Raw genomic sequence first — 14,036 nt, 5'->3', positions numbered from 1 at the left:
TTTTGGTTAGCTGTAATGGCCAACGCCGTTGAGGTGAGTGGCCATTACAGCACCGTTTTGCTGTTCCCACAGGCGACGATAAGTGCCGACTGGGCTTTGCAATAGCGTTTGATGGGTGCCTTCTTCTACCAACGTCCCTTCGTATAATACCACAATTTTATCGGCATTTTTGATGGTGCTCATGCGGTGAGCAATCAAAATAACCGTGATTCCTTCTTGACGCAAGAGCTGAATGGTACGCTGAACATACTGTTCTGAAACCGAATCCAAGGCAGAGGTCGCTTCGTCCAAAATCAGGATATGCGGGTTTCGGTATAGCGCACGGGCGATGGCCAACCGTTGCCGCTGCCCACCCGACAAATTGGCCCCGCGTTCGCCCAATGTCGTCTGAAAACCATTGGGAAGCCGCTCAATAAAATCAGTGATTCCTAAGAGATTACAGTAAAAAATGAGCTTTTTCATGTCGGGCTCAAATTCGCCTACGGCAATATTTTCGACAACTGTACCTGCAAACAAATCAATTTGTTGGGGCACGACGCTTACCATTTGGCGCAAACTGTTGTTGTCGAGGTGCTTGATGTCATAATTCCCAATGTAAATATTTCCAGCTTGCAGTGGATACAAGTTTTGTAGAAGCGACAACAGCGTCGATTTGCCACTGCCACTTTCACCCACGACGGCCGTAATTTTTCCTTTGGGAATAAGCAGGTTTAATTTCTCAAAAATCGTTGTTCTCGAACCATACCGAAAAGTCACTTCTTTAAAACGAATGTCGCCGAGCATGTCAATCGTCAACGGAACTTTGTTTTCGGTGGTTTCTCGTTCCAAATCCATGATTTCAAACAGTCGGTCGGCGGCGATGAGGGCTTCTTGGAGCGTTTTGTTCATCCCAATAAGCCCAGCGGCGGGACCCGTAAAATAACCAACGAGGGCATAAAATGAGAGTAGTTCTCCAGGCGTAAGTTGGCGGTCGAGCACAAGCCCCGACCCGACCCACAAGAGCAAAATGGTAAAAATGTTGGTAATCAACGCCGCCGCATTGCCAAGGTAGAGCGTGCGGGTAGAAGTATGATATACCGAGCGGAGCAACGTCACAAATCGGTTTTCGGTCTTTAGATTGGCGTATTCTTCCAGCCCAAAACGCTTGATGGTGGCCACGTTGTTGAGCGATTCGACAAGCTGTGCTTCCAAATCGGCACTGTTTTCCATGAGTTTTCGCTGGGTAGTTCGGTTGATTCGGTTGGCAATCCAATACGTAAGAGCGTACAATGGAATGATACCCGCCATCATCAATGCCAATTTGGCGTCGTAAGTAAACATTAACCCAAAGGAAAAAAAGACGATGAAAATATCGACAATCAGATTGAGGGCAACATCATTGATAAAGGCCCTGATTTTGACGGCATCATTAACGCGTGAAATGATTTCGCCCACCCGCATTGTATCAAAAAACGTTTGAGGAAGTTTTAGCAGGTGTTTGTAATAGCCTAAAATCAACTGGGCATCAATCTGTTGGCCTGTTTTTAGGGCAAAAATTGTTTTGGTAGAACCAATAAAAAGTTGGAGTACCATAAGTAAAAGCATTCCGATGCTCATCAAGTTGAGCAAGTTGCGATTGCCTTCAACGAGCACGTTATCCACGATTTTTTGGACGTAAATCGACGTGCCTAACCCTAAAATGGTATAAATAATGGCGCCAAAAAGCGCTTCAATCATCACAGTTTGGTGCGGACGAATCAGTTGCCAAAAGCGGGTCGTGATGGTTACTGATTCGTTGCCTTGTTGAAACTGTTCGTTGGGCAACAAAAGTACCAATACGCCCGTCCACATCGACACAAATTCGTTCAGCGGTTTTTTGACCATTTTTCCCACCGCAGGGTCCATGTAGGTGACTTTTTTGTCGGTCACTTCGTAGATGACTACGTAGTGTAATCCCCGTGCTTCCTCACGACCAGCGTCGCTGTCAGAAACTAACGGAACGCTCACGTGGGCAATCGACGGTTTGGGGATTTTGGAGAGGCTTTCGGGCGTACCTTTGACTCCTTTGGCCTGAAAACCAAGGCGGTTAGCGGCTTCAATCATACCCACGACGTTGGTGCCACGGGTATCGGTATGGGCAAACTGACGGATGCGCGCAATCGGCATTCGTAATTTATAATACGCTGCCGCTGAGGCAAGGCAAGCCGCGCCGCAGTCGGTGGTATCGTGCTGTTTTATTTCAATCCCTTTTCGCATTCGGATTTAGCCAATCTTCCATTTTATCAAATACCAATTGCGCGAGTGTACGTTGTACAATCACAAAGCGGGCTTGGAGCGTCATTCCCTTTTGGAGGCGAGCTTCGTAGCCATTTTGTAATTTTAAGGAGGGAGTATCGAGACGGCATTTTACTTTGAAAACGGGTTGGTTGTTGATCAAAGTAAAATCACGTGCAATGTCAATCACGCTACCACGGGCAAGACCCCATTCGCGGTAGTTAAGGGCGTCCAACTGAAGAAGCACAGTCTGCTTGAGCTTTAAAAGTCCCATGTCAGATGGTTTGACGTAACATTCGACCAGCAGGCTTGAGTCGGGAGAGATGATGCCCAACGTTTCGCCCGACTGAACGACGCTACCTTCGTACTTGCCCGCCCATTGTTGAACAGTGCCTGCCACCGCCGCTTTAATGGTATATAACTGGCGCTCTTTGGCCAGCTGACCTTCTTCGGATTTAAGTTGGGCCGATAGTAGTTTGGCGGTGTTCAGCTCGGCTTCCCATTGGCTTACTTGGCGTTCAATCAAAAGACGGTATTCTTCGTAAAGTTGGTCATATTCAGCCTGTTTTGCATCTAAATCGCGGGTGGCAAGCACTTTTTCGCTGTGTAAATATTTATCTGCTTTGAGTTCTTTTTCTACTTTGTTGCGCCGCACTTCGTTTTCCTTCAATTGGGCTTGGAGCTGATTGTACTGCTGGGCATACAGCGATGTTTTAAACATCCGATTGCCCAAGGCATCTGTTAGGTCGTACTTTGGACTGGTGAGGAAGATTAAGTCATTGATAAGTTGTTGTTGCTCAGATTGTTGAAAATGGCTGAGTCGTAGTTTTTCTTCAAGGGCGTCGGGGGCAAGGGTCAGCAGAATATCACCGACTTTCACCAATTGATTTTCTCGAACATGGGCTGTCAATACGCGACCACTGACGAGCGAGCGCACTTCCGTCTTTTCGGCTACCGACCGAATGGTACCGCTGGATGTAAACGAAACGTCGATTTTAATAAAAAACGCGGCAACACCGAGGACTATAACTGCGCCAAGTACAAGGGCATACAGCAGCATCGACCTTGCTTTTACTTTTGGTAAATACAAGTGCGTTGTGTTGTCAATAAAGCTATCGGGTAGGAGCTGGGCCATGGGTATAAAAGAGGAATTCCTCTTCAGCAAACCAAGGGTAAGTCAAAGAGGAATTCGCTTAGAAGTTAAATATTAGCAGCCGCAACCACCGAGGAGATTGCCCACTTTGCCAAGAAGAGAGCCTTTTACACCACCAACGATGCCAGTTACAGTAGCTGTAACACCTACTGCTACGCCAATGGCCACACCAACTGTTGCGCCAGGGTTTACGCATGTAGGAACAGGGATGCAAGTTTGTCCGTCGGTGTTTACCATTTCGAAATTGTTCATTTCGGATACGCCGTACGAGTTTAAGTCTAACGTTTTCATTTTGAATTGAATTTATGGGTTGTTATTTGATTTAAACACCAACGCCCTTGCGAATTCGGCCGATATTCAGAGGAAGATTGGTAAGGCAAATATGGTTGCCCTTGGGTATCAATTCAAATTTCGCAGGTTTTACTTTAGTCGTTTGGCGACTATTTTACGAATACGCCCAATAAGCGCATACCATTCTTTTGGGTTATTTGTAGAAAATATAGAAAAATGTTGGAGGTATTTGTTGTATTATACCAAGAAAATAAAGAATGCTAAATAATGTTCAATTAGATAGATTATATACCAATGAAAACTTTTTTACGTACCAAAATTTTTTTTAAGCATGTAAATCTTTTTAATTGACACAACCGTATATAACCAAGGAAAACTCTATCCTAATCCAAAAATGATATCGTTAAAAAACCATCCAACGGTACCTCACATGAAACTTGTGGGTACAAAAATTCGTAAAGTTCGCGAATTGCGTGATTTTACACAGGAATTCATGGCCTCTCAATTAGGTAAATCACAGACGGCTTACAGCAAACTGGAACGAGGCGAAGTCGATGTATCGTTTTCGAACCTCACTCGTATTGCTGAGATTCTGGAAATTGACGTTATGCAATTATTGACCTTCGACGGGAGTTCGTTTATCGCCAATAAAGAGACGGCATCTACTACTGCCAAAGAAGTAAGTAATGTGATGGTGCAATTGGGAATATCGGATCGTGAGCGCGAACTGTACGAACGTAAGATTCAATCAATGCAAGACGAAATCTTGTTTTTGAGAAGCTTAGTTCGAGACAAAAATTGTTGAAAAAAATGGGTCCTTTAGCGCTTTTTGCAAAATAGCTGGTGGAGTTCCCACACTTGCGGAGTCAGAAGTTGACTTTCATCGTTTTTGATTACAAAATCAGCTAGTTGAAGTCGCTCATCATCAGGTAGTTGTCGAGCAATAATATCCCTGATTTCGGCTTCGGAACGTTGGGTGTCTCGCTGCAAAACCCGAGCGATGCGAAGCGCAACAGGGGCTTCAACAACGATGATTTTGTCGAGTGAATTGCGTTGGCCTGCGCGAGCCATAATGGCTGCTTCTTTGACCAAATAGGGTGCTTTTTTATGCTTTTTTACCCAAGCCTCGGTATCTTCTCCTACCCTTGGATGCACAATGGCATTGAGTTGCTGAAGCAGGGCGGGTTTTGAAAAAACTTCTTGCGCTACCCACCTGCGGTTGTAACTTCCGTCGGCTAGGTAGGCGTCTTTCCCCAACAGCGCTTCTACCGTTTTTTTGAGCTTTTCGTCGTTATTGAGGAGCCACTTGGCACGTTCATCGGCCGAGTAAAAAGGCGCACCAAGTGCTTCAAAAATACGGCATACCATACTTTTTCCCGAACCTATTCCTCCTGTTATTCCGATTTGTAAAGCCATGATGAATGCCGAAGTACAAATGACGACAATTTTGCAATTATTTCTTTTTCTTCCCTTTGTTGGCTTTTTTTGTTGTGGCCTTTTTGACGGGTTCTTGCTCTTTGGGTTGGGGTGCGGGAGGAGGCGTTCCCAAAAATTCGGCAACTTCAAAGCTGACAAAAACGCGCTCCGCGCTGGTTTTTAGCAGGGGCGATTGTGGATAGCGAATGGGAAGCTCTTCGTCGTAATTCCCCCTGATTTTTTGGGCAGGAACTTTCACAATCAACGTATCTGCAATATCGTTCACCAACGACGCTGGTCCCTCGAACGTCACCTTATTGGGGCGAAGGTTGATGAGACTTGACACGACAAATTTGGGAAACAGATTGAGCCCCAAGCTATCTACTTTAAGGATAGATGTTTTGACGACGCGTTCTTCAAAATCAATTCGATTTTTGTCGAGCTCTACGTGTGTAATGTCCACATCCTTTACTTGCTCATTCATAGCAGCAGCTAATGCGCTGGTATTGATTGAGTTGGTTGCTAAGGGGTTTTCGATGACGTACGTAACAGGCGGAACGGTAAAGGCGATTGATTTACGCAGAAGTGTCCAGCCACTGCCTTTAATGATGGCGTTGGCACTTTGGGGAAGTGGGTGAATGGGAATATACAACGAGTCGTTGTAAGAAATTTTAACAGGATACGGAACCCGCAGCGTATAGCCGTCTTTGTTGAGTTCGTTGAAAAGCCAAATAATCGTAGCCGCAACCAGACTAAGAATCAGGGTGCGGCTACGAGCAGGCTTTGAAGAGACAGGTAATTGTGCCACGATTAAGCAGTTGTTCCAGCTTTGCGCGAAATAGAAGATTTCTCGAATTTCATTTTAGTGCCTTTGCCGTCCACGTCAAGGGTAACGGTTGTTTCATATACTGAAATAACCGTTGCGTGCAAACCACCAATGGTAACTACTTCGTCGCCTTTTTTAAGTTCTTCCAAAAATTTCTTTTGATCTTTTTGCTTTTTTTGTTGCGGACGAATCATGAAGAAATAAAATACTCCAATGATACCTGCCCACATCACAAGCTGATAAATCATGCTAGTTTGGCCAGATGCGGCTTGTAAAAAAATACTGTTCATTCTCGTAGGTGATATGTTAGAAGTTAAGTCTAAGAAGTTTTTCGTCTTACTTGGCGGCCGTTGAGTCCGCCGTTGGGGCGGGAGTTACGTCTGCTTTAAACTGAATATCGTTGGTAGCAGGATTGGTATTGGCAAAAATAGTCACCGTTTTAAACTGAGGACCTTGCTTTCCTTTGCTATTAAAACGTACCAAGATTGTTCCTTCTTCGTCGGGGCCGATGGGGTCGCGGGGCCATTCGGGAATGGTACAACCACAAGAAGCACTCACGTTGTTGATAATCAAAGGAAAATCGCCTGTGTTTTTAAACTTGAATTTACGCTCTACTTGCTGTCCTTCGGCAATAGTACCAAAATCAACGTTTTTAATATCGTCGGCAAATTCAATTTTCGGGAGTTTATCGTCGAGGCTACTTGAGGCCGATTGGTCTTGGGTACTGCCGCAGCTCCATAATCCCCAAAGCGTCAAAACAATAAAAAGTGAACGTCTCATGGATTTGTGAATAATGGGATAAATTTAAGACGCTTGTCCTTTGATTTGTGCCATCAAACGATCGACATCTTCGAGTAGGCGTTCTGCTTTTTCGCGGGTGTCTGCCACTACTTTTTGACCTTCTGCTTTGGCCAAACTTTCGGGTAAGTCTTTGCCTTCGAGCAAGTCAGTAATAAGTCCTTGAAGCTGCTCACGGTATTTTGAAAGACGGAACGAAAGTTTGTCGCGGGTTACTTGTCCTTCAGCAGGTGCGTATAAGATTCCGATGGTTGCTCCAGTAGCTACTCCCGCTAAGAAAGCAATTAATGTTTTTGTTGAATTATTCATGGTAGTTGTACTTACTTGTTGTCTAAAAGTCCTCTTCCGCTCTTACGGATTTTACCTTCTTTGATGAGGTTTTTTGAGAGGGTATCTAAAATTCCATTGACAAATTTACCACTTTTTGGCGTACTATAATCTTTTGCAATCTCAATGGCCTCGTTGATGGATACTTTCACTGGAATGCCAGGGAAGGTAATCATTTCGGACACGCTCATTTTCAGAATCAAGTAATCCATGGCCGAAAGACGTTCTAAGTCCCAATTTTTGAGTGGTTCGGCGATAATCGCTTCAAACTCATCATTACGGTTAACGGTTTCGTCAAACAATTCTTGCATAAAAGAGCGGTCTTCTTCCCAGTCGTCGGTTAGGGGGACAATCTGCACACCACCTTCTGTCGCCGACTTGAGGGTTTTATTGGTCATTTTACGGGCCAAATCACCGTTTTCACCCCAATAAAGGTCTCTCAATTCAAAGAAATTGATGACGTCTTCGTTTTTGAGAATCACCTCTTTCAACGCATACAGCACCAGTTGTTGGTCTTCTTCGGGCGTATGGGTTTTTTGGGCGCAATAGGCACGGTAGGTTTCGTCTTGACGAAAAACTTCACGGAACATCTTACGAATCAGACCCGTTACCTCTTCTCCCCACGAAATACCGTGACGAATAAATTCGCTTTCGAGCTTTTTGCTTTCCGACAAAGCAATTACCACTTGGTTGGTATCAAACCCTGACAATTTTGCAATCGGGTTGCTATCTGGGTCATCGTATTGACGCTCACGCTCGCTTTGTGAAAGAAAACTTAACTCAACAAATAGCTGTAAAAGAAGTAAATAGGCCGAATAAATGGCCTCAACTTCGGGCGTAAGTTGGCGAGAAAGGCGTTGTTTATCTTTTTTGTACAAATCCTCGTAATACTTGAGGGCATTCCGCGCCGTTACAACAGCCGTTGCGGGCGTGTCGTCGTCGTCAGGGATGGTGCCTTTGCGGTAATTTTCTTCGAGTAAGAGCGTGGTTATTTTTCGCATTCCCTCTAGTTTGACGGGGTCTTGAGGGGTCATGGAGTTGAGATCAGGCTTAAACGACTCCGTGATGAAATCTATGGCCAATTGGTAGTCTGCCTCGCGGGCAGCCTGAAGAGCATAGAGGCTTTGCAAAACCTTAATGCGTAGATGTCTTCGACTTAACATTCAGTCCTGAGAGTTTGTGCAAATAAGCAGCAAGGAAAAGAACTTGCTTGTGTTTCCAGCCGCAAAGGTACTTAAAAATCTGTTGCTTTCTGCCAAACTTGGCGAAGAAAATAGAAAGTAAGTAGTACAATTCCTAGTTGAAGGGCATAGTCGAGTATATAGATAGGCTGTGCGAAAACCTCCGAAATAGTGTGATAATAAGGGCTTTTTAGCCGCCACCACAGCGAAGGGTGAATCACACACAGGCAGTTAAAAAGTAGGAATAAACCTACTTCCTTGCGATTAGAGAAGTTGAGCCACTGAAAAACGTAGGGTAAAAGGAACAGAAAGATATAATTGCTGTAGGCACTCTGTTGCGCAATCATCATCGTACCGTAAATCACAATATAGACCGCCGAGAAAGCACGGGGAAACGGCTGCTGCCTGAGTCGGTAGGCTAGGATTGTGCCAAGCCCCGTGGTGAGCAAAAGTCCTACCCAATTCCAGCGTTTGGCTCCTGCTCCCAGCACATCAAAAGTGAGGGGATTCGCCACCGACAGCCAGTTGGGGGCGCGTAGGGTGGCGGCTTCGTTCATGGGTTGTTCGAGCCAAAGCCACTCGGTGGTATGGTACAGAACGGCCAACGAAACAGCCCCTGCCACTGCCGCTGCTGAAATCCAACGAATGGGCTTGGGAACGAGAAATAACAACGCAGGCCCTACCAAAATAAAGACGGCTTTGGTAAATAAAAACCCAACGACCAGCCCAACGCCCAACCATTCGACGCGTTGGGTGCGTTGCCAAACGAGGTATGCACCGATAAACATGAGCCACATCCAGACGTCTTCTTGTCCTCCCAAAACGCATAAAACCAATGAGCCTGGCAATAAAAGGTACAAAAGGCTTCGGAAAAGTCGTTCGGAAGGTGAAATGGTATTGGCGTAAAAACGATTTGTTGTCCAAAGTGCACCGCCTTCCATGAGAATCATTACCAAAATAATGGCTTTTTTGTCTAGCCAAAACCACAAACCAAGGGCATTGACGTAGGGAAAGAAGGGCGAATACATGCAATAAAAATCGCGGTAAACGAGCTTTAGCTGAACGGCTTCGCGGGCTTGCCCAAAAAAACCATCGAGGTCAGAAAAGGGGGTTTGATTGAACACCACAAAAATAAGGAGAAAGGGAACCAGACGTGTCAATACCCAAGCGAGCAGTAGTACAAGTCGGTCGTCGTAGTTTTGTAGGTGCTTTTCTATTTTTGCACGAAACGCAATAAGCCCACCCGCAAGTCCTGCGCACAACAATGAAATGATGGTTTTTCCGACAATGACAAACATGTTAGGCGAGTTGGGGAGACGATACGTTTTTACGATACACTTGCCACAAATACCAACCAAAACAAGCAACATTGAGCACTTGAAGGGTGTATTCGAGGACAAAAAGTGGTTGAGAAAAGACTGTTAAGTCGTCGTAAGTTGGACTATTGATGTGGGTAAAAATAAAGGGTTGTACCACAAGCAACAAGTTTAAAAATAGCAAAACGACAACATCGCGTTGTTTTTTCCAGTCCACCAGCTCCATCATCAACGGAAGTAAGTACGCAAAAGCGTAATATCCCACCGATGTAGGCTGAAAAATACTCATGGCCAAGTAAGTTGCCAAATAGGCGAGGGGCAGGGTATATTCGAGGGCAAGGTTTCTAAAACGATATACCGCCAATACCGATACCGATAGCGTAATGACCATGCCCGCCCAGCTAAAAACGGTGAGGGTAGGGAGGCTTCCAAACAGATACGTCAGCCACGGTCGTGAGATGGTGAATAGGTTGGGAGTGAGCAAGTTGGTGGTGCCCATTTGTACGGGCATCAAAAAATCAAGCTGCATAACGGCATAGAGAACCGCCAAGGATGGGACGCCTACGGCAATCATGCCGAGTAGAAAACCCCAACGTTTTTTGAGCAAAAACCACAGAGGAAAAAACCAAAAAACAAACGTAGCTTTGATGACAATCAGCCCCGTCGAAAAGCGCACACCTAGCCCGAAGCCGTCGTTTTGACTCCGCAAATAAGACAACATCATCCAGGCGGCAACTCCCCACATCCAAATGTCTTCTTGTCCGCCCAGTAGTACCATAATCATCGGTCCCGAAAGCAACATATAAAGCAAGGTGGACTTCAAGGCATCGGGCTGAGAGCGGCGTTGGTAGGCGAGGTAAGTTAGCCAAATGATGAGCGCTTCGATAAGTACCATTAACAGCACGATGGCTTTGGAACTATACCAAAGGAAAAGAGGCAAGGTGATGATGTAGGCAAAAACGGGCGCGTGAAACGAAATAAAATCGCGGTAAACCAGCTTCCACTGATAAGCTTGGGTGGCTTTTCCCCAAAAAAAAGGCACATCGCCACGCGGCGATTGGTCAAGAAATATGTAAATGATGACAAACGGAAGAAGACGAAAAGCCAAAAGACCAATCAGAATGGCCCGATTCTCTTGGCGTTTTTGTTGGATTTTTTGCCAAAAAGTGTCGTTTTTAGCTCCTAACCAAATAACGACTGAGGATACTACGACGAGTACTAATTTGACATAAAATACCGTGAGAGTTGACATCATATATACTGCTGAATCGTGTCAAGGAGTTGTCTAATGTGAATATTATCGCCATGAAGGGTAAAATCGGCCTGTGAATAAAAACCAAGGCGTGATTCGTATTTTTCACGTAGGTTGTTGAGCAACTGACCATCGTTTTTCTGGTACAACGGACGGTCGTCGGTCGAGTGGCGTAAAATCCGTTCGACGATTTGTTCGGGGCTTACATCTAAAAATACACTGAGGCCGTTGGCTTTGATGTAGTCCATGTTGTCATGAAAACAGGGCATTCCACCGCCTGTTGCAATCACTAATTTGGAGTCGGGCCGAATGGCGCGCAAAATGCGGGCTTCAGCTTCTCGAAAATAGGCTTCACCTTTTTGGGCAAAAATATCGGGAATAGGCATTCCTTCTTCCTTGACAATGAGTACATCCGTATCCACAAAACGATAACGCACATGGCGGGCAAGTTGCTTGCCGAGCGTCGTTTTGCCCGAAGAGGGGAGGCCTATTAAAAAAATATTTTTCATTTATCGAATTTCAGAACTTCCGCGAACTTCCCGAAAGTTTTGAACTTTCGGGAAGTTCGTTTCAAACTTTCGGGAAGTTGGCGGAAACCATTATAATTTACCCAACACTTCTTCTTTATCAGGCGTGGTATTGTAGTGCCATTTGCCTTTGACAGTACCATTATTCATAAGCCAAATGCCTGGGTTTGAACGCGAAATGGTTTTTAAAACGGTACCATCGGCCGAGTAATAAGGGATATCAAGGGCGTAAGCTTTCCGAATCTCTTGAATTTCGGCGTCGCTATTTGAAGTTAAAATCAAGGATTCAACCCCCGTACCTTTCAAAGAATTAATCAACGAACGGATTTCTGCCAAACTTGCTACGTTCAAGTCAGGGCCGTTTTTGATGATGATGATGAGCTTTTTGCCCGTGAACGTTTCTTGCGTAAAATCACCTTCGTTGTTCCAAACCTTATAGTCCGTAATCTTTGGTTTGGCGCTTTCGTTGATAAGCACCATTTCTTTGTACTTATAGGTGGTGTCAGTCGGGAATTTCTCAAACTCTTCGGTTTTGCCATCTTTCTCCATGATGTATTTATAACGGAGAGGTTCCGAAGGTTGCATTAATTGAGGGATGTTGTTGCCAATTTTATAAGGCAAAAAGTCAACAGGAGGGAGGTAACGAATGGCATAAATGGCCAAAGCAATGGAAAAAATAGCCGAAAAGGCCACCAACGAACCCGTAGGAAGGCTGCGGAATACCTTGCTTTGCCAGATAAGGAATATAATCAAAACCAATAAGACAATGTCTTTGGTAAAGGAAGTCCAAGGCTTGAGTTTTAAGAAATCACCGAAGCAACCGCAGTCGGTCACTTTGTTAAAATAAGCCGAATAGAATGTTAAGAAAGTAAAGAAAACGATGAGTGCAAGCAGTATCCAATTGACTTGCTTCAAACGCCAAGAGGCAAGAAGTGCTACGCCAAGGATAACTTCGGCAGCGCACATCAGCACCGACAAATAAAGCGCAAGCGGAACCAAAGCCATCCAAAAATCGTGCATGAATGGCATGTCAGTGGCAAATACCTCGAAGTATTCTTCCAGCTTGATTTGAGTACCAACGGGGTCGTTGAGTTTAACTAGACCCGAAAAAATAAAGATTCCTCCAACTAAAAAGCGGACAATGTGGGCTAAAATTTTCATTCGTTATCGTTAGATTCGTTTGGGTTGCTTTGTACTAAAAAATGGAAGTTTGCTATTCAGTATTGACTACAAATTTCAAAAATTAAGCCAAAAGTAACTGTTAATGAAAGGTTAATGTGCTTGTCCAAGTTTAATAAGACAAAAAACCGAATAGTTGATAATGTCTTGATAACCAGACTTTACACCTTCCGAAATAATCGTTTTTCCTTCGTTATCTTCAATTTGTTTGATGCGAAATAGCTTCATCAAAATGATATCAGTCATGCTACTGACCCGCATGTCACGCCATGCTTCGCCGTAGTCATGGTTCTTGTTGAACAACAATTCATATACTTCGTTCATTTGGGTATCGTACAATTCGGTGAGCTGCGCGGCCGTAAAATCCATTCCTTTGTTGTCACCTAATTGTATCTGAATCAGGGCCATCACACAGTAGTTGATGATACCGATAAACTCAGGTACTTCGCCTTCATCCACTTTAGAAAAACCGTTTTCTTGAAGGGTGCGGATGCGTTGGGCTTTGATAAAAATTTGATCCGTAATGGAAGGAAGACGCAGAATTCGCCACGAGGGGCCGTAATCTTGGTTCTTTTTGGTAAAAATGTCTTTGCAGCGAGTGATAACACTCCGATATTCGCGCTCAGTTTGTTGCATAAAACAATTAACAGTTAATAAGGCACAGTGTGCGCCGCGAAATTATGAAAAAAACGCTGAATATCGCTGGAAAGTTGCTCGACTTGTCAACTCCGCAGGTGATGGGGATTCTCAACGTTACCCCAGATTCCTTTTTCTCAGGGAGTCGGGTGTTGCAAATAGAAGATGCCTATAAAAAAGCCGATAAAATGCTTTCGGAAGGGGCTTCGATGCTCGACATTGGTGGGCACTCAACCCGCCCAGGAGCCGATGCCGTCAGTGAAGAAGAAGAGCTTAACCGCGTGCTGCCCGTGGTCGAAATGCTGCGTAAGCGTTTCCCTGAGGCCATTATATCCATAGATACCTTTCGGGCGTCGGTGGCGCGCAAATCCATTGAAGCAGGCGCGCATATTATCAACGACATTGCGGGTGGCAACCTCGACCCATTGATGTTTGAAACCGTCGCCGAGCTGAACGTACCGTATATTCTTATGCACAGTCGTGGCACACCTCAAACGATGAAAGAACTCAACCAATACGACGATTTGGTGACGGATGTACTTCGGGAATTGCAAACTAAAATTTACCAACTTCGTCAGTTGGGGGTGAAAGACATTGTGGCAGATATGGGTTTTGGGTTTGCCAAAAATGCGGATCAAAACTACGTCTTGCTGCGGGAACTGCGGGCGTTTGAGGCGTTGGAAGTGCCGTTGTTGGTGGGTGTGTCTAGGAAATCAATGATTTGGCGAAAACTCGACATCACGCCTGACCAATCGCTCAATGGCACCACTGCCCTCAATACGGTAGCCATTCTGAACGGCGCAAATATCCTCCGTGTTCATGACGTGAAAGAAGCCATCGAAGTAGTTAAGTTAGTTCGATGGCTTCTTTCAAAGAATTGA

The 14,036-nt window shown here is 44.9% G+C and carries 16 protein-coding genes; 2 read left to right on the top strand and 14 right to left on the bottom strand.

What is annotated here, in order from left to right:
- Positions 1–6: 6 nt before the first annotated feature.
- From AC23N5_RS15150 to AC23N5_RS15140, 3 genes are all read right to left on the bottom strand, one after another.
- On the bottom strand, positions 7–2,235 hold the full coding sequence (locus AC23N5_RS15150) for a peptidase domain-containing ABC transporter (protein ID WP_487756235.1): 2,229 nt from the start codon (positions 2,233–2,235) through the stop codon (positions 7–9).
- The gene (locus AC23N5_RS15145) at positions 2,219–3,388 is read right to left on the bottom strand and encodes an HlyD family secretion protein (protein WP_487756234.1); all 1,170 of its coding nucleotides are present in this window, start codon (positions 3,386–3,388) and stop codon (positions 2,219–2,221) included. The genes AC23N5_RS15150 and AC23N5_RS15145 overlap by 17 nt, the downstream gene beginning before the upstream one ends.
- 72 nt (positions 3,389–3,460) lie before the next feature.
- A complete protein-coding gene (locus tag AC23N5_RS15140) occupies positions 3,461–3,697 on the bottom strand; it encodes a hypothetical protein (protein ID WP_183979062.1) in 237 nt (78 codons plus the stop codon).
- Between the two features lie 394 nt (positions 3,698–4,091).
- On the opposite strand from AC23N5_RS15140, the gene AC23N5_RS15135 reads away from it, so the two are divergent.
- Positions 4,092–4,502, top strand: a complete 411-nt coding sequence (locus AC23N5_RS15135) for a helix-turn-helix domain-containing protein (protein WP_183979061.1) — start codon at positions 4,092–4,094, stop codon at positions 4,500–4,502.
- 14 nt (positions 4,503–4,516) lie between these two features.
- On the opposite strand, the gene coaE is transcribed toward AC23N5_RS15135, so the two are convergent.
- From coaE to AC23N5_RS15080, 11 genes are all read right to left on the bottom strand, one after another.
- Positions 4,517–5,113: a dephospho-CoA kinase gene (gene coaE / locus AC23N5_RS15130; RefSeq protein ID WP_487756233.1), complete on the bottom strand. Its 597-nt coding sequence runs from the start codon at positions 5,111–5,113 to the stop codon at positions 4,517–4,519.
- Positions 5,114–5,150: 37 nt separating this feature from the next.
- Positions 5,151–5,921: a YbbR-like domain-containing protein gene (locus AC23N5_RS15125; RefSeq protein WP_183979059.1), complete on the bottom strand. Its 771-nt coding sequence runs from the start codon at positions 5,919–5,921 to the stop codon at positions 5,151–5,153.
- 2 nt (positions 5,922–5,923) lie between these two features.
- Entirely contained in the window at positions 5,924–6,229 is a 306-nt protein-coding gene (gene yajC, locus AC23N5_RS15120; RefSeq protein ID WP_183979058.1) for a preprotein translocase subunit YajC, read from the bottom strand.
- Positions 6,230–6,275: 46 nt separating this feature from the next.
- The gene (locus AC23N5_RS15115; protein ID WP_028526766.1) at positions 6,276–6,719 is read right to left on the bottom strand and encodes a DUF1573 domain-containing protein; all 444 of its coding nucleotides are present in this window, start codon (positions 6,717–6,719) and stop codon (positions 6,276–6,278) included.
- 24 nt (positions 6,720–6,743) lie between these two features.
- Positions 6,744–7,046, bottom strand: coding sequence for a YtxH domain-containing protein (locus tag AC23N5_RS15110; protein ID WP_028526765.1), 303 nt, complete (start codon positions 7,044–7,046; stop codon positions 6,744–6,746).
- An 11-nt stretch (positions 7,047–7,057) separates the two neighbouring features.
- Positions 7,058–8,227, bottom strand: coding sequence for a transcription antitermination factor NusB (gene nusB / locus AC23N5_RS15105; RefSeq protein WP_183979057.1), 1,170 nt, complete (start codon positions 8,225–8,227; stop codon positions 7,058–7,060).
- 71 nt (positions 8,228–8,298) lie between these two features.
- Positions 8,299–9,543 carry a hypothetical protein gene (locus AC23N5_RS15100; protein WP_487756232.1) on the bottom strand — a complete coding sequence of 415 codons (1,245 nt, stop codon included), beginning with the start codon at positions 9,541–9,543 and terminating at the stop codon, positions 8,299–8,301.
- Position 9,544: 1 nt separating this feature from the next.
- Positions 9,545–10,816 (bottom strand): hypothetical protein, encoded by a 1,272-nt coding sequence (locus AC23N5_RS15095; protein WP_487756231.1) that lies wholly within the window; start codon positions 10,814–10,816, stop codon positions 9,545–9,547.
- Positions 10,813–11,322 carry a shikimate kinase gene (locus AC23N5_RS15090; RefSeq protein ID WP_183979052.1) on the bottom strand — a complete coding sequence of 170 codons (510 nt, stop codon included), beginning with the start codon at positions 11,320–11,322 and terminating at the stop codon, positions 10,813–10,815. Before AC23N5_RS15090 ends, AC23N5_RS15095 begins: the two co-directional genes overlap by 4 nt.
- 90 nt (positions 11,323–11,412) lie before the next feature.
- Entirely contained in the window at positions 11,413–12,501 is a 1,089-nt protein-coding gene (locus tag AC23N5_RS15085; RefSeq protein WP_487756230.1) for a BT_3928 family protein, read from the bottom strand.
- 111 nt (positions 12,502–12,612) lie between these two features.
- Positions 12,613–13,155 (bottom strand): DUF1599 domain-containing protein, encoded by a 543-nt coding sequence (locus tag AC23N5_RS15080; RefSeq protein ID WP_122931310.1) that lies wholly within the window; start codon positions 13,153–13,155, stop codon positions 12,613–12,615.
- Positions 13,156–13,199: 44 nt separating this feature from the next.
- Between AC23N5_RS15080 and folP the strand changes: the two genes are divergently transcribed.
- Positions 13,200–14,036: a dihydropteroate synthase gene (gene folP, locus AC23N5_RS15075; RefSeq protein ID WP_487756229.1), complete on the top strand. Its 837-nt coding sequence runs from the start codon at positions 13,200–13,202 to the stop codon at positions 14,034–14,036.

The organism is Runella sp. R5_40, from assembly GCF_057652295.1.
This window is presented reverse-complemented; position numbering and strand designations above follow the sequence as displayed.

What these genes read in the sequence shown, in the direction of transcription:
- AC23N5_RS15090 (WP_183979052.1), bottom strand. Translation starts at nt 11,322, where the DNA reads ATGAAAAATATTTTTTTAATAGGCCTCCCCTCTTCGGGCAAAACGACG.
- nusB (WP_183979057.1), bottom strand. Translation starts at nt 8,227, where the DNA reads ATGTTAAGTCGAAGACATCTACGCATTAAGGTTTTGCAAAGCCTCTAT.
- AC23N5_RS15140 (WP_183979062.1), bottom strand. Translation starts at nt 3,697, where the DNA reads ATGAAAACGTTAGACTTAAACTCGTACGGCGTATCCGAAATGAACAAT.
- AC23N5_RS15100 (WP_487756232.1), bottom strand. Translation starts at nt 9,543, where the DNA reads ATGTTTGTCATTGTCGGAAAAACCATCATTTCATTGTTGTGCGCAGGA.
- AC23N5_RS15135 (WP_183979061.1), top strand. Translation starts at nt 4,092, where the DNA reads ATGATATCGTTAAAAAACCATCCAACGGTACCTCACATGAAACTTGTG.
- AC23N5_RS15110 (WP_028526765.1), bottom strand. Translation starts at nt 7,046, where the DNA reads ATGAATAATTCAACAAAAACATTAATTGCTTTCTTAGCGGGAGTAGCT.
- coaE (WP_487756233.1), bottom strand. Translation starts at nt 5,113, where the DNA reads ATGGCTTTACAAATCGGAATAACAGGAGGAATAGGTTCGGGAAAAAGT.
- yajC (WP_183979058.1), bottom strand. Translation starts at nt 6,229, where the DNA reads ATGAACAGTATTTTTTTACAAGCCGCATCTGGCCAAACTAGCATGATT.
- AC23N5_RS15095 (WP_487756231.1), bottom strand. Translation starts at nt 10,816, where the DNA reads ATGATGTCAACTCTCACGGTATTTTATGTCAAATTAGTACTCGTCGTA.
- AC23N5_RS15115 (WP_028526766.1), bottom strand. Translation starts at nt 6,719, where the DNA reads ATGAGACGTTCACTTTTTATTGTTTTGACGCTTTGGGGATTATGGAGC.
- AC23N5_RS15085 (WP_487756230.1), bottom strand. Translation starts at nt 12,501, where the DNA reads ATGAAAATTTTAGCCCACATTGTCCGCTTTTTAGTTGGAGGAATCTTT.
- AC23N5_RS15150 (WP_487756235.1), bottom strand. Translation starts at nt 2,235, where the DNA reads ATGCGAAAAGGGATTGAAATAAAACAGCACGATACCACCGACTGCGGC.
- AC23N5_RS15145 (WP_487756234.1), bottom strand. Translation starts at nt 3,388, where the DNA reads ATGGCCCAGCTCCTACCCGATAGCTTTATTGACAACACAACGCACTTG.
- AC23N5_RS15080 (WP_122931310.1), bottom strand. Translation starts at nt 13,155, where the DNA reads ATGCAACAAACTGAGCGCGAATATCGGAGTGTTATCACTCGCTGCAAA.
- folP (WP_487756229.1), top strand. Translation starts at nt 13,200, where the DNA reads ATGAAAAAAACGCTGAATATCGCTGGAAAGTTGCTCGACTTGTCAACT.